A 17756-nucleotide genomic window follows, 5' to 3' on the forward strand; every position below is an offset into this window, starting at 1 on the left:
GCAAGCAGATCGTTTGCGCGGCGATGCGCAAGCTGCTGCACATCGCCTATGGCGTGCTGAAATCGGGTCGGCCATTCGATCCGAAACTGGCCCTTGCCCACTAAGGGGCAAGACGGTATCTACGGCGGGACTACGTCCCGCATTCGCGAATGAATTCGCTTCTACAGCCTCAACCCTGGCTGTACTGCTTGCGGTACTCGCTGGGCGAGACGCCGAAGCGTGCCTTGAAGGCGGTGGAAAAGTAGCTGGAGTCGGTGAAGCCCCAGGCGTAGCCGAGGGCCGAGAGTTTCTGCTCGGCGGTGGCATGGCGCAGGCTTTCGGCGCAGAAGTCGAGGCGGCGGTTCTTGATGTACTGGGCCACCACCAGGCCTTTCCTGGCGAACATGCGGTACAGGCCACGCACCGACACCCCCACCTCGCGGGCGATGGTTTCGGGGCAGAGTTCTTCGGCGCGGATGTGCTCGTCGATGAAGCGCAGGGTCTTGCGGAACATGCGCTCGTGGGCATCCTGCTCGACCTCGGCGGCGCACAGGGCCGGACGCAGCAGGCTGACCACCGCCTCCAGGGTCGCCTCGCTCTCGGGCAGGCTGAGGCTGTCCTGGCGGGTGGACTCGAGGATCAGCCGGTTGGCCAGCATCGCCACCGGCGAACTGGCCGGGATGCGCTGGGCGCAGCGTACGCCGGAGAAGCGCAGCCCCTGCTCCACCACGTGGCGCGGCAGGATCAGCGACAGCTGGCGGGAATTCTCGTGATAGACGAAGTCGCTGGGCAGCGTGGAATCGATCAGGGTGATGTCGCCAGGCGACATCTCGATGCTGTTGCCGGCCTGCTCCATGCCCGCACGCCCGTTGAGCTGGAGTGCCAGGTAGAAGTGCTTGCCGTCGCTCTGCGCCACTTCCTTCTGGGTGCGGTACAGGCGCGCCTGGGCCACGTCCACGAAGCTCAGCTTGATGGCGCCGGCCTTGTATTCGCGGATCGCGCCGGAAAATTCCGAACCCAGCAGCTTGGCGCCGAAGCGCCCGCAGACCTGGTTGATACCCTGCAGCCACTGGTCGAAGTGGTCTGCCCTCTGTGCTTGTGCTGTCGTCATGGCTTTCTCAGCCTCACGCTAGGCGTTGTTCTTGTCGTTATCCGGTCAAGCCGGGTTCACCTCGTCCGTGACAACCGCCACCAGGCGGTTACGTTACCTCAATCCACCGAAGCGCTGATAGAAACCCTCACCGGCATCGGGTAGCGGACCATCGGCGGTTTCCAGCGCCGCGTTCAGCCATTCCTCCGCCCTGGCATAGATGAGTCGGTAGATGTTGCGGCACAGCTGGCGCGCGGCGCGGCCTTCCCAGTCGCCCGGGAGGAGTTCGTCGGGCAGCTGCGGGTCGCGCAACAGCAACTTACGGTATTCGTGGATCAGCAAAGTCCGGGCGAGGAAGCAGTCGGCCGGCTGCAGGTTCTCCTGCTCGCGCAGCGCCTGCCAGAGCGGGCGGAACAGTTTGATGAACTCGCTGTAGTGCTCGCCCAGTTCGTCGATGTTCCAGCTCTCGCGAACCTGCATGCGCAGGGCCTTGGAGGCCAGTACATCCTGGGAACCGGTCTCGAACAGGATGCTGTCTTCCAGGGCGTCCAGCTCCTGCAGGGTAGCGGTCAGGTCCACCCGGTCGCAGCGCGGGTTGGCCAGCACGGTGGGCGAGATCGCACCAAAACCTTGCCACTCCAACTCTTCGCGCACCTGTTTGCGCTTGTCCTGGGGCAACTGGGAGAGCAGCACCAGGGACCAGGAGCCATCCCAGGCCGGCACGCTGGAGCTGTAGACCCGCTTGAAGGCCTTCTCGAAACGCCGCCGACCGGTGCCGGTCAGGCTGTAGTAACTGCGCCGTCCGACCTTCTCGGCACTCAGCCAGCCTTCCTTGGTCAGGCGGAAGATGGAGGTGCGGATCAGCCGCTCGTTGATGCCCATGGGCTCCAGCAACTGGATCAAGCTGCCGAGCCAGACGGTACCGCCATGGGGTTCGATAGCGTCGCCATAAAGCGTGATGATCAGCGAACTGGCGCGAATGGGCGTCTGCTGCTGGAAGCGGGTGACGAGTTGGTCCAAGGGCACGAGCGAAGTCATGGGCATACTGGAAACGGAAAAGATGCCGAATATACCCGCAGGCTCCTCGGCATGACTATTGGGGAAAACCCCCGGGTGACCCAGAGCGTATTCATGAGGCAGCGCTGCCCTTCGGACGCAGGCCACGGTCGGCGATACGCGGGCGCTCGGCCTCCACCTCGGCCAGCGGCTCGCAGGCCACCATGTTCTGCAGGCAGCGCTGGGCCAGTTGTTGGTACTCGCGGGTACCGGCCTGCTTCCAGGCCACTTCCTCGTCGCTGAGCCTGCGCTTGACCTGGGCCGGCGCGCCCATCACCAGGGATTGCGCCTCGCAGCTGAACCCCGCCTTGACGAAAGCGGTGGCGGAAACGAAGGAGCGCGCACCGATCTGGGCGCCATCCATCACCACCGCGTTCATCCCCACCAGGGCGTCCTCGCCGATGCGGCAGCCGTGCAGCACGGCGCCGTGGCCGATATGGCCATTGCGCTCCACCACCGTGTCGCTGTCGGGGAAGCCGTGCATCACGCAGGTGTCCTGGATATTGGCGCCCTCCTCCAGGATGATCCGCCCAAAGTCGCCGCGCAGGCTGGCCAGGGGCCCGACATAGCAGCCCGGGCCGATGATCACGTCACCGATCAGTACGGCGGTCGGGTGCACGAATGCGGTGGGATGCACCACCGGGTTCAGGCCATCGAGGCTGTAGCAGGTCATCGCAGGCTTCCTTCTTCTTATGGGTTCATGCCGCGCCGTGACGGCGGCTCTGCACAGTGACGAAGCGTCGGGCGACGAAGGCACCGTCAGTGATGGAGGCATTGGCCGCCGGGTTGCCGCCGCTGGCGTGGAAGTCGCTGAAGGCGGCGGACTGGTTGACGAAGACGCCGCCATCGAAGTTGATCGACAGGGCCACGGCAACCTCCTGGGACAGTTGCTCGGCGCGGTCCAGCACCGCGTCGTCGGTGGAATAGACGCCCAGGGTCAGCGCGCCCTTCTCGGCGATCACTTCACCCGCCAGACGCAGGCTGTGCTCGGTGTCGTCGGTGGCGATGACGAAGGCGATGGGGCCAAAGCGTTCCTCGGAATAGGCCGCGCGGTCGGCCGCGTCCACCTTCAGCAGCAGCGGCGTGTGGATGCGCGCGCCGGGGAACTGCGGGTGCTCGCGGGCTTCGCTGTCCAGCAGCACCTCGCCCAGTTCGCGGCAAGCCTGGATGCGCTCGGCTGTCGCCTCGGACTGGATGGCGCCGATCACCGCGCAGGCGCGCTCGTTGTCGGCGAGGAAGCTCTTGATGGCCCCGGCCAGGGTCTGCGCGACCTCGTCGAAGGACAACCGCTCGTCGCCGTTGCGGATACCGCCACGGGGTACGTAGATGGCCTGGGTGGTGGTGCACATCTGCCCGGAATAGAGGCTGAGGGAGCAGGCCAGGTTGCGCGCCACGGCCTTGATGTCACGCACGCTGTCGATGATCACGCTGTTGATGCCGGCCTTTTCGGTGAAAACCTGGGCCTGGCGGGCGTTGTCCTCCAGCCAGTTGCCGAAGGCGTTGGAGCCGGTGAAGTCCACCAGCTTGACCCGCGGGTCCAGGGCCAGTTGCTGGCTCACCGGCGCTTGCGGGGTGTCCACCACCAGGCTCACCAGCGCCGGGTCGAAGCCCAGTTCGGCCAGCACCTCCTGGGCCACCTTGACGCTCATGGCCACCGGCAGGATGGCGCCGGGGTGCGCCTTGACCAGCACCGGGTTGCCGGTGGCCAGGCTGGCGAACAGGCCCGGGTAGGTGTTCCAGGTGGGGAAGGTGGAGCAGGCGATCACCAGGGACAGCCCGCGCGGAACGATGTGCCAGCGCTTGTCCAGCACGAGCGGGTCCTGCTTGCCCTGGGGCTTGGTCCAGCGCGCCGCTTCCGGCACCTCGGCCATGGCGCGCCAGGCGTAGGCCAGCACTTCCAGGCCACGGTCCTGGGCGTGGGGGCCGCCGGCCTGGAAGGCCATCATGTAGGCCTGGCCGCTGGTGTGCATGACCGCATGGGCCAGGGTGGGGCTCAGGGCGTTGAGGCGCTGGAGGATTTCCAGGCAGGCGCCGACCCGCGCCTGCGGGCCGGCATCACGCCAGGCCGGCAGCGCTGCCTGCATGTGCGACAGCAGTTGGTCCGCATCGTACTGGTCGTAGCTCACATTCAGGTCGAAGCCGTAGGGCGAACGCTCGGCGCCCGCGCGGCCCACGGCTTGCGGGCCGGCCAGGGCAAAATGCTGGCCGAGCAGTGCCTCGAAGGCCGCCTGGGCGCCCTTCACCGCTTCTTCCGGGTACTGCTTGAGGCTTTCCGGGAAGGGCGACCAGTAGCCGCGCTCGCTGATCGCCTGGACAGCGCGTTCGAGGGTGCCGCGGTGGTGCTCGAACAGTTCGAGGGCGGCGGCGCGGGCGGTGGTCGACATGGGGAATCTCCTCAACAAGGCAGGTGGAGCCACAAGATGGCGCAAAGCGATTCGTTCGATGACGAATTTTGTATCACATCAATCTGAAACATAAAAGCGCCATAGGCTGTATCAGATGACGACCGGTCATCGGCACAGGTAGCGGCTACTGTCCGGCCATTAACATCCAGCAATCACGGCGTTTAGACGGCATGCACAACCACCAGCAAGCTGTCCTTTGGTAGTAAAGACAGGACACATGAGACACATAAATCATATGTGTAATTCTTGTTTTGTATCGCTTTGTGGGTATACTCCGGCCCAAGTCGCCCCGCTCCGTGCGCCGGGCGCCACCGGAAGGGGCCTACCCCGAACCCACCAATAAGAGCGGTTTAACGAAGCCGCGTGTGAACCTGAGGACTGTCGACATGCCTCGTACCCTTGCCGTCCTGCCGCCTGAGCAGGGCGTCCGCCTGATCACCCTGCAGCGTCCGGAAGCGCTCAACGCCCTCAATACCGAATTGCTGGGCGAGCTGGCCGCCGAACTGGACGCTGCCGAGCAGGACGCCGAGACCCGCGTGGTGGTGATCACCGGCAGCCGCAAGGCCTTCGCCGCCGGTGCCGACATCAAGGAAATGGCCGAACGCGACCTGGTGGGCATCCTCAATGACCCGCGCCTGGCCCACTGGCAACGCATCACCCGCTTCAGCAAGCCGCTGATTGCCGCCATCAATGGCTTCTGCCTGGGCGGCGGCTGCGAACTGGCCATGCACGCCGACATCCTCATCGCCGGCGAAGACGCCCGTTTCGGCCAGCCGGAGATCAATCTCGGGATCATGCCCGGCGCCGGTGGCACCCAGCGCCTGCTGCGTGCGGTCGGCAAGTCCCTGGCCATGCAGATGGTGCTCACCGGCGAAGCCATCGATGCCCGCCACGCCCAGCGCGCCGGCCTGGTCAGCGAAGTGACCCAACCGGAATTCACCGTCGAGCGCGCTATCGCCATCGCCCGCGTGATCGCCCAGAAGGCGCCGTTGGCGGTGCGCCTGGCCAAGGAAGCGCTGCTCAAGGCCGAAGACACCGACCTCGCCAGCGGTCTGCGCTTCGAGCGCCACGCTTTCACCCTGCTGGCCGGCACCCGCGACCGCGAGGAAGGCATCCGCGCCTTCCAGGAAAAGCGTCGCCCCGAATTCACCGGCCAGTAAGCACTGTCCGTCCGCCCCGTCGAACTCCATAGAGCGCCAAAGCCATGAACTTCGAGCACATCCTGTTTTCCATCGAGGCTGGCGTTGCCACCCTCAGCCTCAATCGCCCGGAGCAACTGAACAGCTTCAACGCCAAGATGCATGGCGAGGTCCGCGAGGCCCTCAAGCAGGTGCGGCAAAACCCTGAAGCCCGCGTCCTGCTGCTGACCGGTGAAGGTCGCGGCTTCTGCGCCGGCCAGGACCTGGGCGACCGTAACGTGGCCCCCGGTGCTGCCGCGCCGGACCTGGGCGAATCCATCGAGAAGTTCTACAACCCGCTGATCCGCGCCCTGCGCGACCTGCCGCTGCCGGTGATCTGCGCGGTGAACGGCGTGGCCGCTGGGGCCGGCGCCAACATCCCGCTGGCCTGCGACCTGGTCCTGGCCGCCCGTTCCGCCAGCTTCATCCAGGCCTTCTGCAAGATCGGCCTGATCCCGGATTCCGGCGGCACCTGGACCCTCCCCCGCCTGGTCGGCATGGCCCGCGCCAAGGCCCTGACCCTGCTGGGCGACCGCCTCTCCGCCGAACAGGCCGAGCAGTGGGGCCTGATCTACCGCGTGGTGGACGACGCCGCCCTGCGCGAAGAAGCCCTGAAGCTGGCCCGCCAGCTGGCCACCCAGCCCACCTACGGCCTGGCCCTGATCAAGCGCAGCCTCAACGCCAGCCTGAACAACAGCTTCGACGAGCAACTCGACCTCGAACGCGACCTGCAACGCCTCGCCGGCCGCAGCGAGGACTACCGCGAAGGCGTCAGCGCCTTCATGGAAAAGCGCACCCCGGCCTTCAAAGGACGCTGAGCCCATGCCCGCCCTGAACACTTCCGCAACAGTCGCCGTGATCGGCGCCGGCGCCATGGGTGCCGGCATCGCCCAGGTCGCGGCCCAGGCCGGCCACCCGGTCAAGCTCCATGACAACCGCCCCGGCGCCGCCGCCCAGGCTATCGACGGCATCGACCGCCAGCTCGGTCGCCTGGTGGAGAAAGGCAAGCTCACCGCCGACGAGCGCGCCGCCATCGTCGGCCGCCTGCAACCGGCGGATGCCATCGAGGCCCTGAGCGATTCCAGCCTGGTGATCGAGGCCATCGTCGAGAACCTGGAGGTCAAGCGCGGCCTGCTGCGCCAGCTGGAAAGCCTGTGCAGCGCCGACTGCATCCTCGCCAGCAACACTTCTTCGCTGTCCATCACCAGCCTGGCCGCCGGCCTCCAGCATCCGGGCCGGGTGATCGGCATGCACTTCTTCAACCCCGCGCCGCTGATGGCCCTGGTGGAGATCGTCTCGGGCCTGGCCAGCGATCCGGTCCTGGCCGAAAACCTGTACGAAACCGCCAAGGCCTGGGGCAAGCAGCCGGTGCACACCCGCTCCACCCCCGGCTTCATCGTCAACCGCGTGGCCCGTCCCTTCTATGCCGAGAGCCTGCGCCTGTTGCAGGAAGGTGCTGCCGACTGCGCCACCCTCGACGCGCTGATGCGTGACGCTGGCGGCTTCCGCATGGGCGCCTTCGAACTCACCGACCTGATCGGCCATGACGTCAACTACGCCGTGACCTGCTCGGTGTTCGACGCCTACTACGGCGACTTCCGCTTCCAGCCCTCTCTGATCCAGAAAGAACTGGTGGACGCCGGGCGCCTGGGCCGCAAGAGTGGCCACGGCTTCTACAGCTACGCCGAGGGCGCCGAGCGCCCGCAACCGGTTGAACTGAGCAGCACGGCCACCAGCGATAGCTGCGTGGTGGAAGGCAGCCTGGGCGTGGCCGAGCCGCTGGTACAACGTCTGCGTGACGCCGGCGTGAATGTCGTGCGCCGCGACGGCACTGGCCTGCTGCGCGTGGGCGATGCTGTACTCGCCCTGTCCGACGGCCGCCTGGCCAGCCAGCGCGCCTGCGAAGACGGCCTGGCCAATCTGGTGCTGATCGATCTCGCCCTGGATTACGCCAAAGCCACGCGCCTCGGCATCGCCTGCGCCGCCGCTACCAGCGAAACCGCCCGCGACCAGGCCGTGGCCCTGCTGCAGCGGGCCGGCCTCAAGGTCAGCCCGCTGTCCGATATTCCCGGTCTCGCCGTGCTGCGCACCGTGGCCATGCTGGCCAACGAAGGCTTCGATGCCGTGCTCCAGGGCGTGGGCACCGCTCCCGACATCGACCTGGCCATGCGCGCCGGGGTGAACTATCCGCGAGGCCCGCTGGCCTGGGCCGAGGCCATCGGCCTGCCGGTCGTGCTGCGCACCCTGGAAAACCTCCAGTCCGCCTACGGCGAAGAGCGCTATCGCCCGTCGCTGCAACTGCGCCGCCAGGTGGCCGAGGGAAGGAACGTCCAATGACCAACCACGAAGCCCTCTCCCTCGCCGAAGCCTGCGGCAGCGCCCTGTTCGAGCGCGATGCCGCCAGCCAGGCCATGGGCATGCGCCTGCTCTCGGTGGCGCCCGGCCAGGCCCGCGTCGGCATGAGCGTGCGCGCGGACATGGTCCAGGGCCACGGCACCTGCCACGGCGGCTACCTGTTCGCCCTGGCCGACTCGGCCTTCGCCTTCGCCTGCAACAGCTACAACGAGGCCACCGTGGCCATCGGCTGCAGCATCGACTACGTGGCGCCGGCGCGCCTGGGCGACACCCTCACAGCCCAGGCCACCGAGCAGAGCCGCAGCGGGCGCACCGGCAACTACGACGTGCGCATCGAAAACCAGAACGGGCAACTGATCGCCCTCTTCCATGGCAAATCCTACAAAGTGCGCGGCCCGGTACTCGCGCAGGAGAACCCTGATGAATGACGCCCTGATCATCGACGCCGTGCGTACGCCCATCGGCCGCTACGCCGGCGCCCTGTCCGGCGTGCGCGCCGATGACCTCGGCGCCGTGCCTATCCGCGCCCTGATGGCCCGCCATCCGGAACTGGACTGGAGCGCCATCGACGATGTGATCTACGGCTGCGCCAACCAGGCCGGCGAAGACAACCGCAACGTCGCGCGCATGTCTTCCCTGCTCGCCGGCCTGCCGCTGAGCGTGCCGGGCACCACCCTGAACCGCCTGTGTGGCTCGGGCCTGGACGCCATCGGCAACGCCGCCCGCGCCCTGCGCTGCGGCGAGGCCGGGCTGATGCTGGCCGGCGGCGTGGAATCCATGTCCCGCGCACCCTTTGTCATGGGCAAGGCGGAAACCGCCTTCTCCCGCCAGGCGGAGATCTTCGACACCACCATCGGCTGGCGCTTCGTCAATCCGCTGCTGAAGGCCGGGTTCGGCATCGACTCCATGCCGGAGACCGCCGAGAACGTCGCCGAGCAGTTCAATATCTCCCGCGAGGACCAGGACGCCTTCGCCCTGCGCAGCCAGCAGCGCGCCGCCGCCGCCCAGGCCAACGGCCGCCTGGCGAAGGAAATCGTCCCGGTGGAGATTCCCCAGCGCAAGGGCCCGCCCAAGCTGGTCGAGCAGGATGAACACCCGCGCGGCGACACGACCTTGGAACAGCTGGCCAAGCTCGGCACGCCGTTCCGCCAGGGCGGCAGCGTCACCGCCGGCAACGCCTCCGGCGTCAACGACGGCGCCTGCGCCCTGCTCCTGGCCAGCCCGGAAGCCGCCAAGCGCCACGGCCTCAAGGCCCGCGCCCGCGTGGTCGGCATGGCCACCGCCGGCGTCGAGCCGCGCATCATGGGCATCGGCCCGGTGCCGGCGACCCGCAAGGTGCTGGAACTGACCGGCCTGTCGCTGGCCGAGATGGACGTCATCGAACTCAACGAAGCCTTCGCCGCCCAGGGCCTCGCCGTGCTGCGCGAACTCGGCCTGGCCGACGACGATCCCCGGGTGAACCCCAATGGCGGCGCCATCGCCCTCGGCCACCCGCTGGGCATGAGCGGCGCGCGCCTGGTCACCACCGCCCTGCACGAACTGGAAGAGCGCCAGGGCCGCTACGCCCTCTGCACCATGTGCATCGGTGTCGGTCAGGGCATCGCCCTGATCATTGAAAGGCTCTGAAACGGATCGCCAGAGTTCGTACGAACGGATGGGGACTATGCTGCTCCCCAGCACTCACAGCCTCTGACGCTGGCTGTTGACGACAAAAACAATTTGAGTGAAACCATGAACATGATTGCCAATACCGCCTTGCTTGACCCGATGGAAACCGCCAGCGTCGACGAACTGCGCCAGCACCAGCTCGAGCGTCTGCGCTGGAGCCTGAAGCACGCCTACGAGAACGTCCCGCTGTACCGCCGGCGCTTCGATGAAGCGGGCGTGCACCCGGATGACCTGAAGTCCCTGGAAGACCTGGCCAAGTTCCCCTTCACCGGCAAGAACGACCTGCGCGACAACTACCCCTTCGGCATGTTCGCCGTGCCCCAGAGCGAGATCGTGCGTATCCACGCCTCCAGCGGCACCACCGGCAAGCCCACCGTGGTCGGCTACACCCAGAACGACATCGACACCTGGGCCAACGTAGTGGCGCGCTCGATCCGCGCCGCCGGCGGTCGCAAGGGCGACAAGGTGCACATTTCCTATGGCTACGGCCTGTTCACCGGCGGCCTGGGCGCTCACTACGGCGCCGAGCGCCTGGGTTGCACCGTGATCCCGATGTCCGGCGGCCAGACCGAGAAGCAGGTCCAGCTGATCCGCGACTTCCAGCCGGACATCATCATGGTCACCCCCTCCTACATGCTGAACCTGGCCGACGAGATCGAGCGCCAGGGCATCGACCCGCACAAGCTGGCCCTGCGCCTCGGTATCTTCGGTGCCGAGCCCTGGACCGCCGAACTGCGCCGCGCCATCGAGGAGCGCATGGGCATCACCGCCCTGGACATCTACGGCCTGTCGGAAATCATGGGACCGGGCGTCGCCATGGAATGCGCCGAGACCAAAGATGGCCCGACCATCTGGGAAGACCACTTCTACCCCGAGATCATCGACCCGGTGACCGGCGAAGTGCTGCCGGACGGCCAGTTGGGCGAGCTGGTGTTCACCTCGCTGTCCAAGGAAGCCCTGCCGATGATCCGCTACCGCACCCGCGACCTGACCCGCCTGCTGCCGGGCACCGCGCGGCCGATGCGGCGCATGGACAAGATCACCGGCCGCAGCGACGACATGCTGATCATCCGCGGCGTCAATGTGTTCCCGACCCAGATCGAAGAGCAGGTGCTGAAGGTCAAGCAACTGTCGGAGAACTACGAGATCCACCTGTTCCGCAACGGCAACCTGGACAGCATCGAGGTCCACGTCGAGCTCAAGCACGAGCACGACGGCCTGGGCGAACAGCAGCAACAGGCGCTGTGCAACGAGCTCTCCAAGTACATCAAGACCTATATCGGCATCAGCTCACGCATCGTCCTGCGCCCCTGCTACTCGCTGAAGCGCTCCGAGGGCAAGGCCTGCCACGTTTACGACAACCGCAACAAGGGTTGAAGTCGACGCAACGAAAAAGCCCCGCTCTGGCGGGGCTTTCTTGTGCTCCTGCCGAATCAGGCATGGCTGGAAGGCTTGATGAGGCTCTCCGCCGGAATTCCGAACATCTCGTGGAGTTTCCAGATCATCGGCAAGGTCAGGGAGCGCTTGCCATTGAGCACCTCGTAGACGCGGTTCGGACGGCCGATAGCCGGCACCAGGTCCGCCACGGTCAAACCCGATTGCTCCATGCGGAACTTGATCGCATCGACCGGATTGGGCAGGTCGACGGGAAACTGACGAGCCTCATAGGCCTCGATCAGCGTCAGCATCACCTCGAAGTAATCCCCCTCGGGGCTACCCGGTTCCGGCTCATTGTCGAACAAGGCGGAGACCTGCTTGAGCGCAGCGCGATAGTCCTCGTCCGTACGAATCGGGTGAATGTTCATGATCTTTACTCCATCTCCACGCTGTCGACATCGATTGCGTCGTACTGCTCATGGGTGCCGACGAACTTGATGTAAAGCGCACCGAAGCGATAGGCGACAGCGACCACCAGCCGATAATCGTTGCCCTTGATGTTGAATACGACCCGGCGACTCTTGAGGATGCTCGCATTGCGGTACTGGGCTTTGATGTCGGCAGGACTCGCCCAGTTCGCCTTCCTGGCCTCATCTATCCACGCCAGCAGCGGCTGTTCCGAATCCGGATACCGTTCCCAGAACGCCTTCAGGTGACTGATCGCGATGATTCTCATGGGGCTGGATACTAGTCCCATAGCGGGACCAGAGCAACCTGACCTGGCCAGAACCAATGGACCACGAGCCTTTGGAGAAAACCCAGCTCAATTGGGTCTTTCTACCGGGTGCCGGACCACGACCACCCGTCGGGCCAGCCACGTCCTCCCCAGAAAGCTGTCGAACTGACAGGAATTGCATCGACTCATTGGCATATCGGTATGGAAACGATTGGCTGCTCCAACCCACCCACGCAGGAGATCGATCATGGCCTATGTAGATGGCTTCGTAGTGCCCGTCCCCACCGCCAACCGCGAGGCCTACCGCAAGGTGGCCGAGATGGCCGCCGGAGTGTTCAAGGAATGTGGCGCCCTCAGCGTCGTCGAGTGCTGGGGCGACGATGTGCCCGAAGGCAAGGTGACGTCTTTCCCGATGGCGGTAAAACGCAAGGACGACGAGACGGTGGTCTTCTCGTGGATCACCTGGCCCTCGAAGCAGGTACGCGATGCCGGCATGAAGAAGGCGATGGAAGACCCGCGCATGCAACCCAGCCCGAGCAATATGCCCTTCGATGGCCAGCGGATGATCTATGGCGGGTTCGAGGTGATCGTGAGTGCCTGAGCAGATCCCGCTGGGGCAGCTTCGCTGCCCTTGGCGATTGAAATCGCCCCTACAGGTGCCGTGCCTGGGCGCGTACTTCTTGTAGGGGCGAATTCATTCGCCAAGCGGACCGCAGGTTCGCTCCCGGCCTTTCAGGGGCGGCTACGCCACCCTTCGCGAATGAATTCGCCCCCACAGAAAAACCGGAGCCCGCCCTCTAGCAGGTGATATGCAGGATCGCATTGGTGTGTTTCTGCCCCTCCTGCAGCACCGTGATGGCCTCCGCAGTGGGCCTAACGATCAGCTCGATGCCGCGGCGCTCGGCCTCGCGCCTGACCTCCGGCATGACCGGCAAGGCCCCGGTGCCGGTCCCGATCACCAGCCGCCGGCAGTCCCAGGGAATCTCCTCCTCGATCGACAATGGTGTATGGCCGTAGGCATCGCGGAACCTTTTGGACGGTTTCTTCCTGCGCTTGCTGACCTCGCCATGGGCGATCACCACATCATGGAGGTAGGTCACTCCGTCGATGCTGATGGAGCCGAAGGAAAATGCATCGAAGCGCATAGCCACCTCCCTCCGCTTTCCTTGGCCGGCGGTAGATTGGGCCGCCCCTGTTGGGGCCGGCACTCAACCCATCAAGTATGGTCCTCACCGGAGGTGGCATAGGCGAAGAACCATCCCGTCCAAGACACCATTGATCAAAAAGTATACAGTTCGCTATGGGGGCAATATCCCGGGGGAGGATTTGATCCGGGAGGGTTCGCCATGCGTATCCTCAAGCTTCTGCTAATGGTTCTCGTCTGCCTCGGTGCGGGCCAGGTGATGGCGGAGTCACCCTGGCCCACCAACGACACCAGCGGTGCGATGACGCTGGCCGGGGGCGGCCACTTCAGGGGCGGTCACTCCAAGGGATTCGGTCACCGGCACTTCCATGGCCCGATAAGACACCATCACGGATTCAACGGTCATGCCCATCGGTTCAATCATGGGTTCAATCACGGGTTCATGGGCCATTCGCATCGGTTCGGCATGTTCCACAAGCGCCACAACATGTTCTTCGTGGACGATCCGCGTTTCAGTCGGCATCACCGCATCCATCGCTTTCACGATCGTCCAAGCGGGTTCGTGATCCGCTTCCACGATTCGCGCCCCGGAATGTTTACGGACTCTGATTTCCACCGCTGAAACTGGCGGTCGACATTGCCAACACAGCGCTCGATCCAGGATGGAAGACGCATTCAGCCCTGGGCGACAGGGAGGTCATTCCTTGTGCCTTCTGTCAGCACAAGCGCCAGCGCATGCCGCAATCGCCCTCCGATCACAAACAGAACACCAATCATCCATAAACTTCATATACGCGTATCGCTTTAAAGCCCACCTCGAAACCCTCGCGCCCGCCAGCCGCAGCGTGCCTTGGAACACCCTCACCGAACCGGACAAACCCGCCAATCACAAAGGGCTTGGCGCGTTTTGCCCAAGCCTTATGCCCGGATCGTCGCCCTGCCACTCGTCAATCCGATACAAAAACTCTTACGACACACGTTTTAGTGTTTGATATTTGTTTTTGTATCATATAAAAATAGCGCCATGGCCAAGCCACCCCACGAACCCTGCATGGCTGGAGAACGGCATGTACGCACAATTGGTTGAGACCGGCGTGAAGCGCGTGAAGGCGCTGGAGGAGATGACCTCCGAAGAACGCGCCTTCCAGGAAAAGATCGACGCGGAAATCAAGATCGAGGCGAAGAACTGGATGCCGGACGCTTACCGGCAGACCCTGATCCGCCAGATTTCCCAGCACGCCCATTCCGAGATCGTCGGCATGCTGCCGGAAGGCAACTGGGTGACCCGCGCCCCGACGCTCAAGCGCAAGCTGCAGCTGATGGCGAAGATCCAGGACGAGGCCGGCCACGGCCTGTACCTCTACAGCGCCATGGAAACCCTGGGCGCCGACCGCGACGAGGAAGTCGCCAAGCTGCACAGCGGCAAGGCGAAGTACTCCAGCATCTTCAACTACCCGACCCTGAACTGGGCCGACATGGGTGCGGTGGGTTGGCTGGTGGATGGCGCCGCCATCGTCAACCAGGTGGTGCTGCAGCGCACCTCCTACGGCCCTTACTCCCGCGCGATGATCCGCATCTGCAAGGAAGAGTCCTTCCACCAGCGCCAGGGCTACGAAATCCTCCTGCACATGATGCGTCACGGTAACCAGGCCCAGAAGGACATGGTCCAGGACGCCATCAACCGCCTCTGGTGGCCCTCGCTGATGATGTTCGGTCCCAGCGACGCCGACTCCCCCAACAGTGCCCAGTCCATGGCCTGGAAGATCAAGCGCCAGAGCAACGACGAGCTGCGCCAGCGCTTCATCGACCAGACCGTTCCGCAACTGGAACTGCTGGGCTGCACCGCGCCCGACCCGCACCTGAAGTGGAACGAAGAGCGCGGTCACTACGACTTCGGCGATATCGACTGGAGCGAGTTCTACGAAGTGCTGAAGGGCAATGGCCCCTGCAACCACGAGCGCATCGCTACCCGCCGCAAGGCTATCGAAGATGGCGCCTGGGTCCGCGAAGCCGCTGTCGCCAACGCCCGCAAACAACAACAGAAACGCGACGCCGCGTAAGCCGTCTCCAGGAGATAACACAATGTCTGAGTGGACCCTTTTTGAAGTATTTGTGCGCAGCAAGCACGGCCTGAACCACAAGCATGTCGGCAGCGTGCATGCCGCCGACGCGCGCATGGCCATCGAGAACGCCCGCGAGCTGTACACCCGCCGCAACGAAGGCGTGAGTCTCTGGGTGGTGCCCTCCGCGCTGATCACCGCCTCCTCCCCGGATGAGAAGGAGCCGCTGTTCGACCCGGCCCAGGACAAGGTCTACCGCCACGCCAGCTTCTACGAGCTGCCGGCTGAAGTCGGCCACATGTGAGGCGCCTGCCATGACTGCCAAGCAAGACCTCATCGAATACCTGCTGCATCTGGGCGACAGCGCCCTGATCCAGGGCCAGCGCCTGTGCGAATGGTGCGGCCGTGCCCCGGCGCTGGAAGAAGAACTGGCGCTGATGAACGTCGGCCTCGACCTGGTGGGCCAGGCCCGCAACTGGCTGGACTACGCCGCCGAGCTGCTGGACGACGGCCGTGACGCCGACCACCTGGCCTTCCGCCGTGACGAGCGCGCTTACCGCAACCTGCTGATGGTGGAGCAGCCCAACGGCGACTACGCCGTGACCATCACCAAGCAGTTCCTTTACGACGCCTGGCACTTCCAGGTGCTGCACGGCCTGACCGCCTCCAGCGACGAGCGCGTCGCCGGCATCGCCGCCAAGGCCCTGAAGGAAGTCACCTATCACCTGCGCCGCTCCGGCGAGTGGGTGGAACGCCTGGGCGACGGTACCGAGGAGAGCCACAAGCGCATGCTGGCGGCCGTTCGCGAAGTCTGGCGCTTCACCGTCGAGATGGTGAACGGCGACGACGTGGCGCAGCGCCTGGCCGAAGCCGGCATCGCCCCGAATCCGGAAGAAATCGCCGCCGCCTGGAAGTCCAAGGTGGCCGACATCTTCGCCAGCGCTACCCTGCCGCTGCCGGAACCGGCCAGCTACTTCTACCTGTCCGGCCGCCGTGGCCTGCACACCGAGCACCTGGGCCTGCTCCTGGCCGAAATGCAATTCCTCCAGCGGGCCTACCCCGATGCGTCCTGGTGAGCTGATCGCCAGCGACCGCGGCGCCAGGCCCGGCGCGCCGGATGATCTGGCGCGCGCCTGGTCGGTGCTGGGCGAGGTGATGGACCCGGAAGTTCCGGTGGTCAGCGTGGTCGACCTCGGCATCGTCCGTGGCCTCGACTGGCAGGATGGCCACCTGCACGTGGTGGTCACCCCGACTTACTCCGGCTGCCCGGCCACCGAGGTGATCGAGCACGACATCGAGCAGGCGCTGGAAGGCGCCGGCTTTGCCGCGCCGCAGCTGGAGCGCCGCCTGAGCCCCGCCTGGACCACTGACTGGATCAGCGAGGACGGCCGCGAGCGCCTGCGCGCCTACGGCATCGCCCCGCCGGCCGGCAGCACCAGCAAGCGCAGCCTGCTGGGCGATTCCGGTGACGTCTGCTGCCCCCAGTGCGGCAGCGCGCACACCGAGCTGCTCAGCCAGTTTGGCTCCACTGCTTGCAAGGCGCTGTACCGCTGCCGCGACTGCCGCGAGCCCTTCGACTATTTCAAGTGCATCTGAGTGGCCAGCCACCGGAGACGACGACAATGAGCAAATTCCATAGCCTGACGATCAAGGAAGTGCGCCCGGAAACCCGTGATGCGGTCTCCATCGCCTTCGACATTCCCGCCGACCTGGCCGATACCTTCCGCTTCACCCAGGGCCAGCACCTGGTGATGCGCACCCAGATGGACGGCGAGGAAGTGCGCCGCTCCTACTCCATCTGCACCGGCGTCAACGACGGCGAGCTGCGGGTGGCGATCAAGCGCGTGGCCGGCGGCCGTTTCTCCGCCTACGCCAACGAGGGCCTGAAAGCCGGCCAAAGCCTGGAAGTGATGCCGCCGTCCGGCCACTTCTTCGTGGAACTGGACGCCGCGCGCCACGGCAACTACCTGGCGGTGGCCGCCGGCAGCGGCATCACGCCGATCCTGTCGATCATCAAGACCACCCTGGAAACCGAGCCCCACAGCCGTTTCACCCTGATCTACGGCAACCGCTCCAGCGCCTCGGCGCTGTTCCGCGAACAGCTGGAAGACCTGAAGAACCGTTACCTGCAGCGCCTGAACCTGATCTTCGTGTTCAGCCGCGAGCAGCAGGACGTGGACCTCTACAACGGCCGGATCGACGCCGACAAGTGCGGCCAGCTGTTCTCCCGCTGGATCGACGCAAAGGCGCTGGATGCCGCGTTCATCTGCGGCCCCCAGGCCATGACCGAAACCGTCCGCGACCAGCTCAAGGCCAACGGCATGCCCGCCGAACGCATCCACTTCGAGCTGTTCGCCGCCGCCGGCAGCAGCGCCAAGCGTGAAGCCCGCGAAGCCGCCCGCGCCACCGACAGCGCCACCAGCCAGATCACCGTGATCAGCGATGGCCGCGAGCTGACCTTCGAATTGCCGCGCAACAGCGTCAGCGTGCTGGATGCCGGCAACGCCCAGGGCGCGGAGCTGCCCTACTCCTGCAAGGCCGGCGTGTGCTCCACCTGCAAGTGCAAGGTGGTCGAAGGCGAGGTGGAGATGGACAGCAACTTCGCCCTGGAGGACTACGAGGTGGCGGCCGGCTACGTGCTGTCCTGCCAGACCTTCCCCATCAGCGAAAAAGTGGTCCTGGACTTCGACCAGCTTTGAAACCGTAGG

20 protein-coding genes are annotated in these 17756 nt (G+C 65.3%); 13 read left to right on the top strand and 7 right to left on the bottom strand.

Going from position 1 to position 17756, the window contains the following annotated elements:
• Positions 1–169 precede the first annotated feature (169 nt).
• From feaR to paaN, 4 genes are all read right to left on the bottom strand, one after another.
• Complete coding sequence (gene feaR / locus ACFW0H_RS28585; RefSeq protein WP_422917221.1) at positions 170–1090, bottom strand: transcriptional regulator FeaR; 921 nt, start codon at positions 1088–1090, stop codon at positions 170–172.
• Between the two features lie 93 nt (positions 1091–1183).
• A complete protein-coding gene (gene paaX / locus ACFW0H_RS28590; protein ID WP_422917222.1) occupies positions 1184–2107 on the bottom strand; it encodes a phenylacetic acid degradation operon negative regulatory protein PaaX in 924 nt (307 codons plus the stop codon).
• 91 nt (positions 2108–2198) lie between these two features.
• Complete coding sequence (gene paaY / locus ACFW0H_RS28595; RefSeq protein ID WP_422917223.1) at positions 2199–2798, bottom strand: phenylacetic acid degradation protein PaaY; 600 nt, start codon at positions 2796–2798, stop codon at positions 2199–2201.
• Between the two features lie 25 nt (positions 2799–2823).
• A complete protein-coding gene (paaN, locus tag ACFW0H_RS28600) occupies positions 2824–4509 on the bottom strand; it encodes a phenylacetic acid degradation protein PaaN (RefSeq protein ID WP_422917224.1) in 1686 nt (561 codons plus the stop codon).
• Positions 4510–4916: 407 nt separating this feature from the next.
• On the opposite strand from paaN, the gene paaF reads away from it, so the two are divergent.
• From paaF to paaK, 6 genes are all read left to right on the top strand, one after another.
• Positions 4917–5690, top strand: a complete 774-nt coding sequence (gene paaF, locus ACFW0H_RS28605; RefSeq protein WP_422917225.1) for a 2,3-dehydroadipyl-CoA hydratase PaaF — start codon at positions 4917–4919, stop codon at positions 5688–5690.
• 44 nt (positions 5691–5734) lie between these two features.
• Positions 5735–6526, top strand: coding sequence for a 2-(1,2-epoxy-1,2-dihydrophenyl)acetyl-CoA isomerase PaaG (paaG, locus tag ACFW0H_RS28610; protein WP_422917226.1), 792 nt, complete (start codon positions 5735–5737; stop codon positions 6524–6526).
• 4 nt (positions 6527–6530) lie between these two features.
• Positions 6531–8045, top strand: a complete 1515-nt coding sequence (gene paaH, locus ACFW0H_RS28615) for a 3-hydroxyacyl-CoA dehydrogenase PaaH (protein WP_422917227.1) — start codon at positions 6531–6533, stop codon at positions 8043–8045.
• Positions 8042–8491: a hydroxyphenylacetyl-CoA thioesterase PaaI gene (gene paaI, locus ACFW0H_RS28620; RefSeq protein ID WP_280288613.1), complete on the top strand. Its 450-nt coding sequence runs from the start codon at positions 8042–8044 to the stop codon at positions 8489–8491. Before paaH ends, paaI begins: the two co-directional genes overlap by 4 nt.
• Entirely contained in the window at positions 8484–9689 is a 1206-nt protein-coding gene (pcaF, locus tag ACFW0H_RS28625; RefSeq protein ID WP_422917228.1) for a 3-oxoadipyl-CoA thiolase, read from the top strand. The genes paaI and pcaF overlap by 8 nt, the downstream gene beginning before the upstream one ends.
• Before the next feature lie 105 nt (positions 9690–9794).
• A complete protein-coding gene (gene paaK, locus ACFW0H_RS28630; RefSeq protein ID WP_422917229.1) occupies positions 9795–11108 on the top strand; it encodes a phenylacetate--CoA ligase PaaK in 1314 nt (437 codons plus the stop codon).
• A 56-nt stretch (positions 11109–11164) separates the two neighbouring features.
• On the opposite strand, the gene ACFW0H_RS28635 is transcribed toward paaK, so the two are convergent.
• The gene (locus ACFW0H_RS28635; protein ID WP_377691986.1) at positions 11165–11536 is read right to left on the bottom strand and encodes a helix-turn-helix domain-containing protein; all 372 of its coding nucleotides are present in this window, start codon (positions 11534–11536) and stop codon (positions 11165–11167) included.
• Positions 11537–11541: 5 nt separating this feature from the next.
• Positions 11542–11844, bottom strand: a complete 303-nt coding sequence (locus tag ACFW0H_RS28640) for a type II toxin-antitoxin system HigB family toxin (protein WP_422917230.1) — start codon at positions 11842–11844, stop codon at positions 11542–11544.
• A gap of 247 nt (positions 11845–12091) precedes the next feature.
• Between ACFW0H_RS28640 and ACFW0H_RS28645 the strand changes: the two genes are divergently transcribed.
• Complete coding sequence (locus tag ACFW0H_RS28645; RefSeq protein WP_422917231.1) at positions 12092–12445, top strand: DUF1428 domain-containing protein; 354 nt, start codon at positions 12092–12094, stop codon at positions 12443–12445.
• A 196-nt stretch (positions 12446–12641) separates the two neighbouring features.
• Here ACFW0H_RS28645 and ACFW0H_RS28650 read toward each other — a convergent pair whose 3' ends face one another.
• Entirely contained in the window at positions 12642–12989 is a 348-nt protein-coding gene (locus tag ACFW0H_RS28650) for an MTH938/NDUFAF3 family protein (RefSeq protein ID WP_422917232.1), read from the bottom strand.
• A gap of 201 nt (positions 12990–13190) precedes the next feature.
• On the opposite strand from ACFW0H_RS28650, the gene ACFW0H_RS28655 reads away from it, so the two are divergent.
• From ACFW0H_RS28655 to paaE, 6 genes are all read left to right on the top strand, one after another.
• Complete coding sequence (locus tag ACFW0H_RS28655; protein WP_422917233.1) at positions 13191–13610, top strand: hypothetical protein; 420 nt, start codon at positions 13191–13193, stop codon at positions 13608–13610.
• Positions 13611–14055: 445 nt separating this feature from the next.
• Positions 14056–15048: a 1,2-phenylacetyl-CoA epoxidase subunit PaaA gene (paaA, locus tag ACFW0H_RS28660; protein WP_422917234.1), complete on the top strand. Its 993-nt coding sequence runs from the start codon at positions 14056–14058 to the stop codon at positions 15046–15048.
• Between the two features lie 22 nt (positions 15049–15070).
• Positions 15071–15352, top strand: coding sequence for a 1,2-phenylacetyl-CoA epoxidase subunit PaaB (paaB, locus tag ACFW0H_RS28665; RefSeq protein ID WP_103102982.1), 282 nt, complete (start codon positions 15071–15073; stop codon positions 15350–15352).
• Between the two features lie 10 nt (positions 15353–15362).
• Complete coding sequence (gene paaC / locus ACFW0H_RS28670; protein ID WP_422917235.1) at positions 15363–16124, top strand: 1,2-phenylacetyl-CoA epoxidase subunit PaaC; 762 nt, start codon at positions 15363–15365, stop codon at positions 16122–16124.
• Positions 16111–16644, top strand: a complete 534-nt coding sequence (gene paaD, locus ACFW0H_RS28675; RefSeq protein ID WP_422917236.1) for a 1,2-phenylacetyl-CoA epoxidase subunit PaaD — start codon at positions 16111–16113, stop codon at positions 16642–16644. Before paaC ends, paaD begins: the two co-directional genes overlap by 14 nt.
• Positions 16645–16670: 26 nt before the next feature.
• Positions 16671–17747 carry a 1,2-phenylacetyl-CoA epoxidase subunit PaaE gene (gene paaE / locus ACFW0H_RS28680; protein WP_422917237.1) on the top strand — a complete coding sequence of 359 codons (1077 nt, stop codon included), beginning with the start codon at positions 16671–16673 and terminating at the stop codon, positions 17745–17747.
• The last annotated feature ends 9 nt before the right edge of the window (positions 17748–17756 follow it).

This window comes from Metapseudomonas cellulosilytica (assembly GCF_049334135.1).
GTDB lineage: Bacteria > Pseudomonadota > Gammaproteobacteria > Pseudomonadales > Pseudomonadaceae > Metapseudomonas.